Annotated in this window: 12 protein-coding genes; 8 read left to right on the top strand and 4 right to left on the bottom strand. The window is 43.4% G+C overall.

What is annotated here, in order from left to right:
- Positions 1-97: 97 nt before the first annotated feature.
- Entirely contained in the window at positions 98-607 is a 510-nt protein-coding gene (locus EEX84_RS08650; RefSeq protein WP_123165234.1) for a VanZ family protein, read from the top strand.
- Positions 608-661: 54 nt separating this feature from the next.
- Here the strand turns inward: EEX84_RS08650 and EEX84_RS08645 are convergent, their stop codons facing one another.
- From EEX84_RS08645 to EEX84_RS08635, 3 genes are all read right to left on the bottom strand, one after another.
- On the bottom strand, positions 662-2269 hold the full coding sequence (locus EEX84_RS08645) for a glutathione ABC transporter substrate-binding protein (RefSeq protein WP_123165233.1): 1608 nt from the start codon (positions 2267-2269) through the stop codon (positions 662-664).
- Positions 2270-2515: 246 nt separating this feature from the next.
- Entirely contained in the window at positions 2516-4126 is a 1611-nt protein-coding gene (locus tag EEX84_RS08640; RefSeq protein ID WP_338048377.1) for a glutathione ABC transporter substrate-binding protein, read from the bottom strand.
- Between the two features lie 271 nt (positions 4127-4397).
- On the bottom strand, positions 4398-6011 hold the full coding sequence (locus EEX84_RS08635) for a glutathione ABC transporter substrate-binding protein (RefSeq protein WP_123165232.1): 1614 nt from the start codon (positions 6009-6011) through the stop codon (positions 4398-4400).
- A gap of 212 nt (positions 6012-6223) precedes the next feature.
- Here EEX84_RS08635 and EEX84_RS08630 point away from each other — a divergent pair, with 212 nt between their 5' ends.
- The 3 genes from EEX84_RS08630 to galE all read left to right on the top strand — a co-directional run bounded on the left by EEX84_RS08630 (position 6224) and on the right by galE (position 9956).
- Positions 6224-7300, top strand: a complete 1077-nt coding sequence (locus tag EEX84_RS08630) for a M24 family metallopeptidase (protein ID WP_158599098.1) — start codon at positions 6224-6226, stop codon at positions 7298-7300.
- Positions 7301-7434: 134 nt separating this feature from the next.
- The gene (locus EEX84_RS08625) at positions 7435-8832 is read left to right on the top strand and encodes a trypsin-like peptidase domain-containing protein (protein ID WP_123165230.1); all 1398 of its coding nucleotides are present in this window, start codon (positions 7435-7437) and stop codon (positions 8830-8832) included.
- A gap of 158 nt (positions 8833-8990) precedes the next feature.
- Positions 8991-9956 carry a UDP-glucose 4-epimerase GalE gene (gene galE / locus EEX84_RS08620; protein ID WP_123165229.1) on the top strand — a complete coding sequence of 322 codons (966 nt, stop codon included), beginning with the start codon at positions 8991-8993 and terminating at the stop codon, positions 9954-9956.
- Between the two features lie 90 nt (positions 9957-10046).
- Here galE and EEX84_RS08615 read toward each other — a convergent pair whose 3' ends face one another.
- Positions 10047-11045 (bottom strand): GNAT family N-acetyltransferase, encoded by a 999-nt coding sequence (locus EEX84_RS08615; RefSeq protein WP_123165228.1) that lies wholly within the window; start codon positions 11043-11045, stop codon positions 10047-10049.
- A 409-nt stretch (positions 11046-11454) separates the two neighbouring features.
- Here EEX84_RS08615 and EEX84_RS08610 point away from each other — a divergent pair, with 409 nt between their 5' ends.
- The 4 genes from EEX84_RS08610 to EEX84_RS08595 all read left to right on the top strand — a co-directional run bounded on the left by EEX84_RS08610 (position 11455) and on the right by EEX84_RS08595 (position 16701).
- Positions 11455-12531, top strand: a complete 1077-nt coding sequence (locus EEX84_RS08610) for a right-handed parallel beta-helix repeat-containing protein (protein ID WP_123165227.1) — start codon at positions 11455-11457, stop codon at positions 12529-12531.
- Positions 12532-12748: 217 nt separating this feature from the next.
- Positions 12749-13663: a glycosyltransferase family 2 protein gene (locus EEX84_RS08605; RefSeq protein ID WP_123165226.1), complete on the top strand. Its 915-nt coding sequence runs from the start codon at positions 12749-12751 to the stop codon at positions 13661-13663.
- A gap of 370 nt (positions 13664-14033) precedes the next feature.
- Positions 14034-15512 carry a lipopolysaccharide biosynthesis protein gene (locus tag EEX84_RS08600; RefSeq protein WP_123165225.1) on the top strand — a complete coding sequence of 493 codons (1479 nt, stop codon included), beginning with the start codon at positions 14034-14036 and terminating at the stop codon, positions 15510-15512.
- Between the two features lie 37 nt (positions 15513-15549).
- A complete protein-coding gene (locus EEX84_RS08595) occupies positions 15550-16701 on the top strand; it encodes a DegT/DnrJ/EryC1/StrS family aminotransferase (protein ID WP_123165224.1) in 1152 nt (383 codons plus the stop codon).
- Positions 16702-16703: the final 2 nt, after the last annotated feature.

Below are 16703 nucleotides of genomic sequence, written 5' to 3'. Positions count from 1 at the left end.
TTTTGTTCATCGGTGATATAATATATTGAACAAAATCACAGTGAAATACATTAACTAACTGAAAATCACGACGTTATCGTATAAACAGAAGGATTTGATGAATTTGTCGAAACGGACCATTTTTTCTTGGGCAGCGGTCATTTTATGGATGGCCATCATCTTTATCTTGTCGCATCAACCGGCTTCCGTATCGAGCAATCTGAGCAGCGGAATAACAGAAGCCATCATCAGGGCTTTTGAACGCATCATGCCTGATGCGCAGTTTGATATCCGGAATTTCCATTTCGTTGTGCGGAAAAACGCCCACTTTATCGCTTATTTTGTACTCGGCTTTTTGACGTTCCACGCGCTGAGACAAAGCGGTGTTCGCGGAATTCGGAGTTTCCTCTTTTCTTTCGGCATTTGTGCTCTGTATGCGATATCTGATGAAGTCCACCAGCTGTTCATTCCGGGCAGAAGCGGGGAAGTACGGGATGTAGTGATCGACAGTGCCGGTGCCTGCGCAGGAATTGCTGTTTTCGGTTTGCTGGCTCGGTTTATCTCAAAGAACAAAAGAAGTTTCCGGAGTGATGCCCGAAGCAGCGGCCATTCTTTTAAAAGAATATGAAAACAACGAAAAACCGGTCTTGCCTAGTACAGGCAAGACCGGTTTTTCTGGTGCTTATTGATTGATCGAAACATCTTTCAGCTGATAAATACCGGCGGAATCGATATCAAAGCCTGTGACATTATCAGCTATGCCGTTCAAGTATTCCTGATGCAGCAGGAATGACATCGGCGCATCTTCTGTGACAAGTACCATCGCTTCTGCATAAATGGCTTGACGCTCAGCCGGATCGGTTTCGCGGCGCGCTTCATCGAGCAAGGCATCCATCTCAGGGTTGTCGTAGAATGTGCTGTTGCCGCCTCCGCCAACCTGTGAAGAGTGGAACATGGCATACATCTGGTAATCAGCATCGCCTGTTGGATTCGAATGGCCAAGGATCAGCATATCGTGTTCGCCGGCATCGGTCTGATCAAGGAATGTGCCAAACTCCAACACTTGAATCGATACGTCGATGTTTAACTCCGCCAGTGCTTCCTGCACCAGAACTGCGATGGATTCACGCTGCGGGTTGTCATTTGTCCAAAGGGTAGTGGAAAAGCCGTCCTGCAGACCCGCTTCCTCGAGCAGGGCACGGGCTTGATCCATGTCATATTCGATGGTTTCTAAATCTTCGGTGTAGCCAAATGTTCCAGGAGCAACCGGTCCTGTAGCAGGAATGGCGAAATCATCGTAAATCCCACTGATGATGGCCTGACGGTCAACCGCATGTGAAATCGCACGGCGCACCAATGGGTCATCGAACGGCTCTTTTTCCAGGTTAAAGCCTAAATAAGCCAAACTGGAAGAAGGAGTCTGCAGGACAGAAGCGACGCCGGAGTTGTTGATGCGTTCCACTTCGTTTGGCTGTACCGGGTCGATGATGTGGACATTGCCGGTTTCCAGATCCGCTGCACGGACTTGTGAATCAGGAACGACACGGAATGTCACCGTATCGACGTTTGCCGGCTCGCCCCAATACTCTTCGTTTTTCACCAGTTTTAGTTCAGATCCTGCTTCCCATGAATCAAATTTGAAAAAGCCGGTGCCCACAGGATTGGCAGAAACGGTAGCGAAAGGATCTTCGCCGTTTTCAAATGCTTCGTAATCGGCTTGAATTGAAGCGGGTGAGATCATTCCTGCGCTGTTATGAGCCAGATGGGACAGCAAGGGAGAAAATGCATATTCCGTGGAAATCTGCACTTCGTATTCATCAATCACTTCAATAGCGGTAATCATCTCATACAAATTATAGCGAGGGGAACCGAGCTCTTCGTCCAGCACCCGTTCAAGGTTCGTTTTTACCGCTTCTGCATTGAAAGATTCCCCGTCATGGAAAGTCACGCCTTCGCGCAACTGAAAAGACCAGGTCAATTCGTCAATCGCTTCCCATGATTCTGCAAGACCGGGGATGATTTCATTGTCATCATTTGTATTGACGAGTGTTTCATAAATGTTTTCCTGAACGACTGAAGAGGGAATGTCGTTAGCGCCATGCGGATCCAGCGAAGTTGGATCAGATGCTACAGCAAGGATCAAATCTCCGCCAGCCGCTGACTCTTCAGCTGGCTGATCGGAATCGTTGGTCGATGTATCTTCTTCATTGCCTCCTGCACATGCTGTCAGCAGGAAAGCCGAGACAAACAGCAAACAGAATGTACTGAAGTATTTTTTGGATAAAATCATATGTAATCCTCCTATATTTGATGAATAAATAAATGTATATTTATTCGTTTGATTATATAAAAATAATAACATGGATTTTTCAGGTTAACAATCGTAATTTAAAATAAAAAATTTCTGACTTTTTGAACGACTGTTTACTCGAAAAGAAATAATGTGATTTTCTACATTGATTTCTTATGCGTTAAACGCGCATAAAAAACCGGCCTTGCCTGGAAGGCGAGACCGGTTCATTGGTTTTAAGCGGTTTTATTGTTCGATTTTAACGTTTTTCAAATCATAGATGCCTGCAGCATCAATATCGAAGCCGGAAACATTATTAGCTATGCCGTTCAGGTATTCCTGGTGCAGCAGGAATGCCATCGGAGCATCATCTGTCAGCAATTGTGCAGCTTCCGCATAGATTTCTTTGCGCTGTTCCGGATCGGTTTCTCTGCGTGCTTCATCCAATAAGGAGTCGACTTCCGGATTTTCGTAGAAAGAGCGGTTTCCGGGATTCCCTTTTTGGGATGAGTGAAACAAGGTGTACATTTGGTAATCGGCGTCACCTGTCGGATTGGAATGTCCGAGGACAAACATATCATGTTCGCCGGCAGCTGTCTGATCCAGATAAGCCCCGAATTCCATCACTTCGATGGAAGCTTCAATATTCAACTCTGCCAAAGCTTCCTGGACAAGAACAGCAATGGCCTGGCGCTGTGGATTGTCATTGGTCCAGATTGAAGTGGTGAATCCATCGCTCATCCCAGCTTCTTCAAGAAGAGCACGTGCTTTGTCCATGTCGTATTCAATGGTGTCGATATCTTCTGAATAACCGAAGATGCCTGGCGCTACAGGTCCAGTTGCTGGAATGGCATATTCTTCATAGATTCCACTGATAATGGCTTCACGATCGATGGCATAGGAAATGGCGCGACGGACCAATGGATCGTCAAACGGTTCTTTCTCTGCATTAAAGCCCAAATAAGAAAGGCTTGATGACGAAGTGCGCAAAACGGATGCCACACCTGAGTTTTCAATACGGCTTACTTCGTTGGGCTGTACCGGGTCAATGATGTGGACGTTGCCTGTTTCCAAATCCGCTGCCCGCACCTGAGAGTCAGGCACTACACGGAACGTCACAGTATCAACATGAGCCGGCTCTCCCCAATATTCTTCGTTTTTGACAAGTTTGATTTCAGAGCCCGGATCCCAGGATTCATACTTAAAGAATCCAGTACCCACAGGGTTTGCCGATACGACTGAAAATGGATCTTCTCCGTTTTCAATCGCTTCGTAGTCCGCCTCAATTGCAGCAGGTGAAATCATGCCGCCACTGTTGTGGGAAAGGTGGGAAAGCAGTGGAGAAAAAGGATAGTCGGTTGTGATCTGCACTTCATATTCGTCAATCACTTCAATATTTGTAATCATTTCAAACAGGTTATAGCTGGGTACCCCCAAATCTTCGTCAAGAAGCCGCTCCAGATTCGCTTTCACGGCTTCTGCATTAAACGGCTCCCCGTCATGGAAAGTGACCCCTTCACGCAGTTTGAACGACCATGTCAATTCATCAACGGGTTCCCAGGACTCGGCAAGGCCCGGAACAATTTCGTTATTTTCATCGGTTCTCACAAGTGGTTCGTAAATGTTTTTCAGAACTACCGAAGACGGAACATCTTTAGCCCCATGCGGATCCAGTGAAGAAGCATCGGACAAAACTGCCAGGATTAAATCTCCTCCGTCGGAAGCTTCCTCACTGGTGGAAGCGCTGGTATCGTCTCCGGACGAAGCATCATTTCCGCCTCCTGAACATGCTGCAAGCAGCAGTGCCAGCATCAGTAACAAGAATACCGGCCAAAATTGTTTTGGTGTCTTTTTCAAGTGTATTTCCCCCTTGGTTATAAGCGTTAGAATACTAATAAAAAATATAATATTCTGATAAAAATCGTAACACAACGATTTTGCCTTTACAATAGAAGGAATAAGATTAATTTTTATAACTTTATGGTTGTTTCATTTCGTGAATGGTTAATTTTTGGAAATCTTTTGGTTGACGCTGCTGATTGTAGGAAACCAGGCTGCCTGTAAAAATTCCCATAAAAAATCCGGTCCCGTAATTAAAGAGGGACCGGATTTTTCGCAGCAATTGGAATTACTGATTGAGTGAGACATTTTTCAAGCTGTAGATTCCTGCTGTATCGACAGAGAATCCTTCAACGGAATCGGCAACACCAAGCAAGTATTCCTGGTGCAGCAGGAATGCCATTGGCGCATCATCTGTCAGAATCTGTGCCGCTTCGGCGTAAAGTGCTTCGCGCTCGGAAGGTTCTGTCAGACGGCGGGCTTCATCAAGAAGCTCATCAACTTCAGGGTTGGAATAGAACGAACGGTTTCCTGGGTTCCCGATTTGTTTGGTATGGAACAAGCCATACATTTGGTAATCGGCGTCGCCAGTTGGATTCGAATAGCCAAGAATGAACATGTCGTGTTCACCTGCAGCTGTCTGATCCAAATATGCACCGAATTCCAGGACTTCAATGGAAGCATCGATATTCAACTCAGCCAATGCTTCCTGCACAAGAACAGCAATCGCTTGACGTTGCGGATTATCGTTGGTCCAGATGGAAGTCGAGAATCCATCACTCATGCCTGCCTCTTCAAGAAGGGCACGCGCTTCGTCCATATTGTATTCGATGGCATCCAGATCTTCTGTATAACCGAAAGTTCCGGGTGCAAGCGGTCCGTTTGCCGGAATTGCATAATCTTCATAAATCCCACTGATGATCGCTTCGCGGTCAATGGCATAAGAGATGGCACGGCGGACTAATGGATCATCAAATGGCTCTTTTTGTGTGTTGAATCCAAGGTAGGCCAAACTCGAAGAAGATTGGCGAAGGATATGGGCGTTATCGGAATTTTCGATGCGGCTCACTTCGTTCGGCTGCACCGGGTCGATAATATGGACATTGCCTGTTTCCAGGTCGGCTGCACGAACCTGTGAATCCGGAACCACACGGAATGTAGCCGAATCAACGCTTACCGGGTCGCCCCAATATTCTTCGTTTTTCACCAGTCTGATTTCAGAGCCTGGATCCCATGATTCAAATTTGAAGTACCCTGTTCCAACGGGATTGTTGGAAACTACCGAGAACGGATCTTCTCCGTTTTCAATCGCTTCGTAATCCGCTTGGATGGAAGCAGGTGAAATCATACCGCCACTATTGTGGGACAAGTGGGAAAGTAAAGGAGAGAACGGATACTCCGTCGTGATTTCCACTTCGTATTCACTTACTGCTTCCACATTTGTAATCATTGTGAAAAGGTTGGCCCGCGGAGAACCAAGCTCTTCGTCACGAATCCGGTCCAGATTGGTTTTGACGGCTTCGGCATTGAATTCTTCACCGTCATGGAACGTGACACCTTCCTGCAGTTTGAAAGACCATGTCAACTCGTCGACCGGCTCCCATGACTCCGCAAGGCCCGGTACGATTTCGTTGTTTTCGTCTGTATTGACCAGTGTTTCAAAAATGTTTTCCTGTACAACAACCGACGGCACATCGTTTGCGCCATGCGGGTCCAAAGAAGAAGCGTCGGAAAGTACGGCCAGGATCAAATCGCCGCCTTCTGATGTTTCGGTGTTCTCCGAAGATCCTCCTTCGCCGGATTGTTCACCACTGTCTTCTCCTCCGCCGGCACAGGCAGTCAGTACAAATGCCAGTGCAAGCAGCAAAAGAAACGACCAGATGGACTTTTTGGATAAAGTCATTTTGTTTCCCCCTAAAATGTTTTGTATAGAATATTTAAAAGCTTATAATATTCTGATAAAAATATTACCATATTACAGCTGTCTTTACAATGGAAGCAAAAAACTTCGGTTTGCTAACTTTTTGTACGCCTTCTTGAATAACTGCCTAATTTGTGTCAATATTCTTACAAAGGGAGTTTGCTTTCTTCCATTTTAAAGAAGGAGTGGTTTCATTGATCACAAAACGGATTCAAAACTTACGGGCAGAACTTTTTACTGAAGGAAACGAAGCGGCACTGATTACATCTCCTGAGAACCGGTTTTACTTTTCGGGCTTTAAAGGATCCAGTGGTGTTTTACTGATCACCAAAGAAGACGCGTATTTGCTGACGGATTTTCGATACATAGACCAGGCGAAAGAAGAAGCTCCATTTTTTACGGTCGTCAACCATCAACGAAAAGCCTTTCCGACTGTCACTGAAACTATTGAAAAGCATGGCGTAAAGAAACTGGGAGTGGAGTTTGGAAAAATGCCGATCCAGGAGTACAAGGAACTGGAAAGCCTGAACCCCAAATTGCAGATCTTCGACAGCGAAGAAGCCATCTACAAATTAAGGATGATAAAAGACCAGGGGGAAATCGAAAGTTTCAGAAAAGGCATTGCCATGTGTGATCAGGCATTCAAGCATAGTTTGTCTTTTATTCGTCCGGGCATGTCCGAAAAAGAGCTGGGGCTGGAACTGGAATTCTTTATGAGAAAAGCAGGGGCAGACGGCATTAAAGAAAATCATGTGATTGCTTCAGGGGAAAGGTCTTCTTTGCCACACGGACAAGCGACCGAACGCATCATCCAAGTCGGGGATTTTGTGAAGATGGATATCGGAGCAAAAGTGAACGGTTATTACACCGATTTCACCAGAACGGTAGTCGTCGGCGAACCGACTGACAAGCATGTTGAAATTTATAACATTGTGAAAAAAGCGCAGGAAGTTGCACTCAATGCCATTGGTCCAGGGAAAGTATGTTCAGAATTGGATGGCTTGGCACGCGGTGTCATAGCCGAAGCCGGTTATGGCGAGAATTTCGGCCATAGCCTTGGCCATTCAATTGGCCTTGCGGTTCATGAAAGCCCGGCTATGCGTGCTACTGATGACACCATTCTTCAGCCGGGGATGGTGATTACAGTGGAACCGGGTATCTATATCCCCGGGTTTGGCGGCGTCCGGATTGAAGACTTTATCGTCATCACAGAAGACGGGTACGAGAACTTGACGACTGCTACGAAAGAGCTTCAAGTAATTCCTGTCTAAATTGTGAGCGAACGCTCTTTTTCGGTGTATAAAGTTCGGCAAAAAAGTAGCAACATCTGCGTGATTGCTTTACAATATAAGAATTGTAATGACATGAATTTATTGTGAAAGTAATCACTGCAGGAGGTCCTACTATGGTTTGTTCGAATTGTGGACAAAAGAATAAGGAAGAAGCAAGTTTTTGTATGAATTGCGGTCAGCCATTGGAAAAGAAACGCTCAAAAAAGCCTAAAAAAAGCAAGATTTTTACGGCAGTCTTGTTGTTGTTTATAGCGATAGGCGCTGTCTTCGGCGTCACACAAATGATGGACGAAGAACCGGAGCCGGCTACTGCGCTTCCGGAAGAGACAGCGGAAGTCGAAGAACAGGAAGAAGCGGTGGAAGAAGAGATTGAGCCGGAGCCCGAAGTGGTCCAGGAAGAATCGGAGCTGCCGCCTGTGGTAGAAGGAACTGTGACGAACGAGACGGATGTTATGGAGCAACCGATTCAAACAGAGCCGAAAAAGAAAGATGTTACGACAATCATTAAAGAAACGCAGCAAAAAGTATATACGATTTTGACGGAAGAAAAACAAGGCTCAGGATTTTTGTTTACGAATGACGGCATGGTTGTCACCAATGCCCATGTTGTGGCAGGTCAAACAGAAGTCATGGTCCGGAACATTAATGGTATTGACGAACCAGGACGGGTTGTCGGGATTTCAGATGTATATGATATTGCGTTAATTCAAGTGGATGCCTTTAAAGGTTCAGAACCTTTGCCGATTTCAATGAGCAATACGGATGTCGGAACAGAAGTCATTGCACTCGGCAGTCCCTCCGGTTTTGAAAATACGGCGTCCATCGGTTATCTGACTGGAATCGACCGTGACTTCACACAGGAATTCCTGTATGAAAATATTTATCAGATTGACGCATTGATTGCCCCGGGAAGCAGTGGGGGACCGCTGGTGGATGCACAAACCGGAAGTGTCATCGGCATCAATTCGTTGTTGTATAACGACGGCTCCTCGATCGGCTTCTCCATCCCGATGTATTCGGTGAACGATCAGCTGACGGAATGGGCTGCCAATCCGATGACGCAGGAAGAAGTGGCTGCATTATTCAATAATACGGATGTCTATGACGGATTTGGTTCAGAAAATCCGGGATATGAATACAACCCGGATGACGGTTTTGATGAATTTCTGTTGAGTGAGTTTGTCGGTAATTTCCGTTATTACTATGAGCTGGCTTTGCAGAATGAAGATTTCTATTATATAGAAGACATGCTGGTGCGTGACAGCAATATTTACACTGGTATTGCGGAATATATTGATGACATTACGGGCAAAGGGATGGAATATGATTTTACTGCCCTGGAAATCACAGGAACGGAAATTTTTGATGACTATGCCTTAGTGCACACTTATGAAGCGTTCAACTTCAAGAATGCTGCCGGTGAGCAATCCGTGGAAGAGCGCAACAAAACCTATACAATTGTAATGGACGAATTCGGTTTCTATACCATTGCCGATATTGTAAATAACTAAAAATCCAACAGGATGTACAAACAAGAAAAGCCGTTTCCAATCAAAAATTGGAAGCGGCTTTTCTGTTTTCAAGCAGGTTGCAGACCTGGATAAAATGGTACAATGAATACATAGTAATACAGGTAGATGGTCATTGAACTGTGAAAAAGGGGGATAATATGGCAATTCTAGTTTGCGGAGGTGCCGGCTATATCGGCAGCCATACAGTAAAAGAGTTAATCGGGAAATACGAGGTCGTAATTCTGGATAACCTGACGACCGGCTTTCCGTATTTAGTAAATGAAAATGCGGCATTTGTAGAAGGGGATCTAGGTGATGAAGCAGTACTGGACCGCGTATTTACGGAGTACAACATTGATGCTGTTTTCCATTTTGCAGCCAATAGTCTGGTTGGGGAATCAGTACAGGAACCAATCAAGTACTACAGCAACAATGTCAGCGCAACGCTGGTGTTACTGGAGAAAATGGTGGAACATGGCGTAAAGAACTTCATTTTTTCATCCACTGCGGCAACTTATGGCATACCGGACACCGATTTCATCACAGAACAAACTTCAAATGACCCCATCAACCCATATGGGCGGTCGAAACTGATGGTGGAACAGATGTTGGCCGATATTGCCCGTGCCACTGATCTCCGTTATGTGATCCTGCGTTACTTTAATGCTGCTGGTGCTCATGAGTCAGGGGAAATTGGAGAAAGCCACAATCCGGAAACCCATTTGATTCCAATCGTATTGCAGCACCTGTTGGGCCAACGGGAGAAAATTGCCGTTTTCGGGACTGATTACGATACGCCGGACGGTACGTGTGTCAGAGACTATATCCATGTTACCGATCTTGCGAGTGCCCATATTCTGGCCTACGAAGGGTTAGTGAGCAGGAAAGTTTCGAATGAAGTCTTCAATCTGGGCAATGGAGCTGGATATTCAGTCAGTGAAATTATCCGGGTTTGCGAACGAGTGTCCGGGAAAACGGCGACTGTCGAGTATGTCGAACGCCGGCCGGGAGACCCTGCCACTTTAGTGGCGTCTTCAGATAAAATCAACAAAGCCTTGGGGTGGCGGCCTCAGTTCAATCTGGAAGAAATCATCAGCAGCGCCTGGCGGTGGCATTCAAAATAAACAACGCTTTCCAACAAAAAAGCCTTCGATCGAAAATCAACAGATTTTCGTCCGAGGGCTTTCTCTCAAAAAGGAATCACGCAGGGGTGATTATGCTTCAACCTCAACTTTTGCCCGGTAAGCGGGAAAAAAAGCATCATTCAGGGTTGTGTTTGTCAGTTCGCATAATTGATGATAAATTTCTTTGTTCCAAATCTTATGCCCGATATAATAATCGAATTCCGTATTTTTACCAAACTGCTTTTTGAACTTAAATAACTTATCGTCTGGTGACGCCGTTCGGCCGCCGCCATCGTGGATCAGTGACATGCCGTTTTCTTTTCCCCAAACCGTCAAGGCGTATTGCAATACATAAGCCGGTGATAAATGATGAAAGTCGTCAAGGGTACCGGATAAATGAGTATGAATTCTATCTCCATAAAAGAAACTCAAACCCATTCCGATTATTTGATCTTCATAGAGTACTTCTGTAAACACAATATTCTCTCCCAGCAGGGAAAGGCAGTTATCAAAATAGTCATCGTCGAAATAATAGATTGCTTCTGCTTTGTTGCGCTCCATAGTGTGATAGTATATTTCTTTAAAGTTTTTGAGGCTTTCCGGGTTTACGGTAATACGGAAAGTCACACCGGCTTCCAATGCTTTTCGGATATTCCTCCTTGTCGATTTGGAAAATTCTTTTTGGACGGGATCTTCAAATGCTGACAAGTTGGTTCCGGTTGTTTTGCGTCTGTGGATAATTTCATAACACTCTTCGAAATCCAAAGCATTGGAAAATACAGGGTGGAATCGGACGAATTCGCTGACAATCCGGTGTTCAAAGCAGTATTTCTGAAATGCTTCCTCGAATTTCTGTGCCAATTTCTTTTCATCCCCTGGCTCGACTTCGGTGATTACTGGGCCGCCGTATCCGTAAGGGGTGACGAGGTCATAATAAGTTGCGCCTGAAATTGGCTCAGGAATTGGCCGTTTAATAAACAAATGATGAACTTTTCCAAGTCGGTGATTGAATTCAAACAGCTCACATGTCCCGTTCTCTATTTTTTCATAAAGTCTTCCATAATCCTGTTCGTAAAATAAATCCTTCAAGTCAAAACCTCCAGTGCTGAATGTTCAGATAAAATAAACTTCCTCTAATTATAGTAGGTCTTATAGGGTAGAATAAGCAATAATCTTGAAACACAAGTCGCTTCTAACTGTAAATATCTCCTTAAAAACAGTATAAATCAAAAGAAAAGGAAAAGCGAGTGAATATTCTGTATGTTTTAAGGGCTTAATTGCATGTAAAGGTAAAAGGTTCCAGTAACTGAAGTTTATGCTGTTAAAATAAGATAACAGAATTTTTAGAGTAAAAGTTCACTTTCACTCTTGTATTTGGTATTCTAATAAAAATGTGATGTGGAAATATCGAGGACTTTCCATACACAATGTGTAATTGCATAGGAAAGAGGGGAGTCACATAGGAAAATATAATCTGTCGCCATGGCTGTTTGTTCTGATGATAGGAGTAATCGGAATCAGTTATATGCTGTTGATCAATAACAATTTATTGTGGGGAGATGATGAGGTTAACGTGAAAACCAATTATGATGCTCAAGGAGATGGAATGACCGATGATACAGAAGAAATCCAGGCAGCCATCGACGAAACACCCGTTGGAGGAACATTGAAAATTCCTCCAGGTGTCTACAAAGTAAGCAAGAACCCTCAACATAAAGCCGTAACGGGATATGGAGAAAGTTTTTTTGCTTTGAAAGTCAGGAAGCCAATGACAATTGAAATGGAAGAAGCCACTTTTCTGACGGATACTGATGAAGAGTATGGCGTGTTTTGGATACACAACACCTCAGACGTCCATTTAACTGGAGGGTTTTTAATGGGGGAATATGTACCGGAAGCTTCTTTGACTTCTCATATAGGAGTGCTGTTGCAAAATACAAACAACAGTTTAGTAGAAAATTTGTATACAAAGAACTTTTCTCAAGGGATTCATCTTCATCATTCCAATTACAATACCGTTCGAAAAGTGACATCTGAAAACAATTACGGTTCAGGGATTATCAACTTTGCCTCTGATTATAACCTGATTGACTCATGTGTGGTCCGCAACTCAGGCGACGGTCATCTTTCGCTTTACGGCGGAGGAGAATACAACCATGTGATTAACTGTGTGGTAACAGAAGACCGGCCGGAAAAAGCAGACCAACAGGGAATTACCGTTGAAAGTGAGAGAAATAGTCTAATTGAAAAAAATACGGTAAGTGGATTTTATTATGGCATTGACGTGAAAAATGGAGCGGAAGCGAATGTGATCAAAGCAAACAATGCTTTTAATAACGAATACAATATAGCAGTTCGGCCGGGAGATGGCGGGAAGAACCTTCGAACGCCGAGCCATGATATTGAAATTTTAAATAACCTTGCATTAAACCCCAGAGGAAATTCGCATTTCGGGATTTACATCGGAGTGGGAGAAGGGCATGTCATTGAAGGGAATACACTGAACAAAAATCATTTGGTTATTTCGGATGAAGGGTTATTGAACCAATACAGCGACAAGAATTTTTACGAATAAAAACGCAGCAGAAAAAAGTTACTGACACAAATACAACTCCAGAATTTCAAGTGGAAAAGAAAATAGTTGTGTAAAAAATCAATAAAATTTGTAAAGTTTATTAAATAATCTGAAATTTAAAATATTTTATGGTAATATGAGTATTAATATCCACTATAGAATAAAATAATGGTAAATCGCTGATTCCATTTGAAAATTACAGATTAGGGGTAATTAGATGAAGAATGACAAAGTGATGGTGAGTATCATATGCACGAGCTATAATCACGGAGAATTTATCGCAGAGGCGATTGAAAGTTTTTTGATGCAAAAAACGGATTTTGCATTCGAGATACTTATCCATGATGATGCTTCCACTGATCATACAGCTCAAATTATCAGGGAGTACGAAAAGAAATACCCGGATTTGATCAAACCGATTTATCAGAACGAAAATCAATATTCACAGGGAGTACTAGTGGAATTGATCAACCACGAGCGTGCAAAGGGAAAGTATATTGCCGTTTGCGAAGGAGACGATTACTGGACGAGTCCATACAAATTGCAAAAACAAGTGGATTACATGGAGTCTCATCCAGAATGCAGTATGTGCGTACATGCTGCATCCAAGGTTTCGGCCAAAAGCCATAAAGTAGTAGCTCCTATTAGGCCGAGTAAACGCGATAAAGTTTTTTCGGTAGCTGAAGTGATTGAAGGTGGTGGCGGACTTTTTGCTACGAATTCAATTATGTATTCAAAAGAAAAAGTTTTAAAGATGCCAAGTTTTTACATGAATGCGACTGTTGGGGACTATCCTCTCGTCATTTATTCTGCCCTGCAGGGAACAATTTTCTATATGGATGAGAATATGTCGGCTTACCGAGTGGAAGTAAACGGATCCTGGACCAATACAGAAGTGTCGAACATCGAAAACAAAATAAAACATTATGATGATATTGCTGATATGCTTGATGAAATTAACCGATATACCAACTTCAGATATCATGAAGTGATCGAACGGACGAAAAAAAGAGACCGCTTTTTTCTTCTGTTGAAACAGCACAAATTCAAAGAAGCGTTGAAGAGCGATTACAAAGAGTGCTACATGCACACCGGATTTTTAAAGAAAGTTATTAAAAAGTTGATTGTATAGGCGGAGTTCAATGCATCGCAGTTTGGAGAGGGGAGAAATTCCCCTCTCTTTTTTTATGGTCTCATTCGGAGAAAGATAATAAGCCTTAAAACCTCTGGAAATATTTACTTATAAAAAATAATCTAAATTATCTGTTATTTTTACTATGTAGTATGTTAGAATGAAAATTATAAAACAGAAGTAAGTAAATAGTATTGTAATCAGGAGGGTTGTTTTTTAATTTTAGATAAATATGATTATATTTTACTGCTTATTCTTTGGTTAACCGATAAAAGCACAACGTCTTCGTTTTATTAGAAAAGATATTATTTTGCGTTGAATCATATTTTTTTGACAGAGAAAAATTGCTTCTTATGTTAGGGGTCAACACATGAACCAACAAAACTCATTGAAGAAAAAGACAATCGGCGGCCTGCTGTGGAGTTTCGGCGATTTGATGGGCAATCAGGGGATTCAATTCATTATTCAAATTATATTAGCCCGTATGCTGATGCCGGAAGATTTTGGTTTGATCGGTATGATTCTCGTGTTTGTCGCCATTTCGAATTCCATCGTTGACAGCGGTTTTACACAAGCTTTGATCCGTGAACAAAACGCTACTCAAACCGATTACTCGACAGTTTTCTATTTTAACTTCGTTGTTTCGATTTTCATTTATTTTGTTCTCTATTTATCAGCACCGGCGATCAGCAACTTTTTTAATCAGCCTGAACTGGTCTCCATTCTGCGCGTGTTATCACTTGGGGTCATTATCAAGTCTTTTGAAATTATCCCAAAAGCGATGTTCACCAAAGAAGTGGATTTTAAAACACAGGCCACTGTCAATATGACTGCAAGCATTACTTCTGGAGTTGCAGCCGTGGCGCTGGCTTTAGCCGGTTTTGGCGTGTGGAGCTTGGTGATCCGGACTTTGGCGATGAACATCGTCCAATCGCTTTTATTACTGCTCTCAAAGAAATGGCTGCCATCTTTGACTTTCAGTGTCGCTTCCTTCAAGCGTTTGTTTGGCTTCGGATGGAAACTTTTGGTGTCGGGGTTGATTGACACCACCTATAACAACATCTTTTTCATCATTATCGGAAAGCAGTATTCGGCCAGTGCGCTTGGCTATTATACGAATGCTTCCAAATTCAATGACTTGGCTGCCCAAAACTTGACGGCAACCATTCAGCGTGTAACTTATCCGGTGCTCAGCAGCATTCAGGATCAACAAGAGCGGCTCAAGCAAAGTTTCAAGAAAGTCATTAAATTATCTGCTTTCATCATATTTCCGATTATGGTCGGCTTGGCGGCGATAGGGGAGCCGCTGATCCTGTTTGTATTTGGCGGACAATGGGTGGAGATGATCCCGTATTTTCAATTGCTTTGCCTGGGCGGGATGCTTTATCCCATCCACGCGCTGAATTTGAATATCCTTCAGGTAAAAGGAAGGTCGGATTTGTTTCTGTATCTGGAAATCGTGAAAACAATCATTCCGACCATACTCATTGCCCTTGTTATTTGGTTGGAGCTGGGCGTCCTGGGTCTCGTAGGGGTAGTAGTGGCAGATTCCTATATCGCCCTTTTCATCAACATTTTTTATTCCGGCAGGGAAATTTCCTATTCAGTCAGAGAACAAATGAAGGATCTGATACCAATCTACCTCGTAACGATGGCGATGGGGCTTGTCGTACTAAACGCCGGAGAGGTTTTCCCTGACAGTCTTATTATCAAAATGCTTCTTCAAATAGCGACTGGAATTGTCTTTTATATCGGCGCTTGTAAGATTGTGAAGATTGAAGAGTTAAAGACAGTCTATAACTTGATCATCCCGGTACTCAGAAAAATGAAACCTGCCAAAACAAATTGAGTACACCAAAAAGCTATGATTTGAGAGGAGGGAGCAGATGGTTGTTCCTTTGGAAAATCCTGTTTATGTAACAAAACCATTAATCCCGGCTGTTTCTGCAGTCACTGAAAAAATCACTCAGATTCTGGAAAGTGGGCAGCTGACGAATAACGGCACCCAATTAAAAAAACTGACAGAAACGTTGAAGGAATACCTGGAAGTTGATCACTTGTCTTTGTTTAATAACGGTACTCTGGGGTTGTTGCTGGGCTTAAAAGCGCTGGATCTGGAAGGGGAAGTGATTACCACGCCTTTTACATTCCCGGCGACCGTCCAGGCGCTCGACTGGAATCACCTTACGCCTGTTTTTTGTGATATTGATCCCGTTACTTTGAATATTGATGCCGATAAAATCGAAAACCTGATTACTGAAAAAACAAGTGCCATCCTTGCAGTTCACGTTTTTGGTAACCCATGCGAAGTGGAGAAGATTGAGTATATTGCTCGGAAGCACCATCTGAAAGTGATTTACGATGGCGCCCATGTTTTCGGAAGCAGGATAAAAGGCCGTCCCATCAGTTCTTTTGGAGATATGACCATGTTCAGCTTCCATGCCACCAAGCTTTTCAACACAATCGAAGGCGGCGCTCTTGCTTTTCGTGATAAAGAGTTGAACAAAAAACTGGAGCTGTTGAAAAACTTCGGTTTGCTCAATTCCGAGGAAGTTGTCCTTTCCGGCCTGAACGCCAAAATGAACGAAATACAGGCGGGCTTCGGGTTGGAAGTATTGAAGACAGTGGAGAAAGAAAGAAAAAAAAGACACGACATTAAAAAGGCATATCAATCGGGACTTGCAGACATTCCCGGTATTCGGATTATCACAGAACTAGAAGGCGAATCAAGCAGTTACCAGTATTTTGTCATCGAAATCAATGAAGTAGAATTCGGCAGGTCGAGGGACTGGGTTCATCTGGAGCTGGAAAAGTACAATGTTTTCGCCCGAAAGTACTTCTATCCTTTGTGCAGTGATTTTGAGTGGTACCGGAACCTGGAATCTGCACAAGCTGAGCACCTGCCGTCGGCACACAAAGCAGTGAAACAAGTCCTGTCGCTGCCTTATTACGGGGACTTGGGGCTTGAGACAGTAAAAAGTATCTGCCAAATTTTCGAAGAAATGCATGTGAATCAAAAAACGATGACTCAATTATAAGA

This window comes from Planococcus salinus (assembly GCF_003719725.1).
In the GTDB taxonomy this organism is placed as follows: domain Bacteria; phylum Bacillota; class Bacilli; order Bacillales_A; family Planococcaceae; genus Planococcus; species Planococcus salinus.
The sequence above is the reverse complement of the archived record's forward strand: the minus strand, read 5'-3'. Positions and strand labels throughout refer to the sequence as shown.

Excerpts from the sequence above, each read along its gene's own strand:
- EEX84_RS08650 (WP_123165234.1), top strand. The coding sequence starts at position 98 with ATGAATTTGTCGAAACGGACCATTTTTTCTTGGGCAGCGGTCATTTTA.
- EEX84_RS08645 (WP_123165233.1), bottom strand. The coding sequence starts at position 2,269 with ATGATTTTATCCAAAAAATACTTCAGTACATTCTGTTTGCTGTTTGTC.
- EEX84_RS08635 (WP_123165232.1), bottom strand. The coding sequence starts at position 6,011 with ATGACTTTATCCAAAAAGTCCATCTGGTCGTTTCTTTTGCTGCTTGCA.
- EEX84_RS08625 (WP_123165230.1), top strand. The coding sequence starts at position 7,435 with ATGGTTTGTTCGAATTGTGGACAAAAGAATAAGGAAGAAGCAAGTTTT.
- galE (WP_123165229.1), top strand. The coding sequence starts at position 8,991 with ATGGCAATTCTAGTTTGCGGAGGTGCCGGCTATATCGGCAGCCATACA.
- EEX84_RS08610 (WP_123165227.1), top strand. The coding sequence starts at position 11,455 with ATGATAGGAGTAATCGGAATCAGTTATATGCTGTTGATCAATAACAAT.
- EEX84_RS08605 (WP_123165226.1), top strand. The coding sequence starts at position 12,749 with ATGAAGAATGACAAAGTGATGGTGAGTATCATATGCACGAGCTATAAT.
- EEX84_RS08600 (WP_123165225.1), top strand. The coding sequence starts at position 14,034 with ATGAACCAACAAAACTCATTGAAGAAAAAGACAATCGGCGGCCTGCTG.
- EEX84_RS08595 (WP_123165224.1), top strand. The coding sequence starts at position 15,550 with ATGGTTGTTCCTTTGGAAAATCCTGTTTATGTAACAAAACCATTAATC.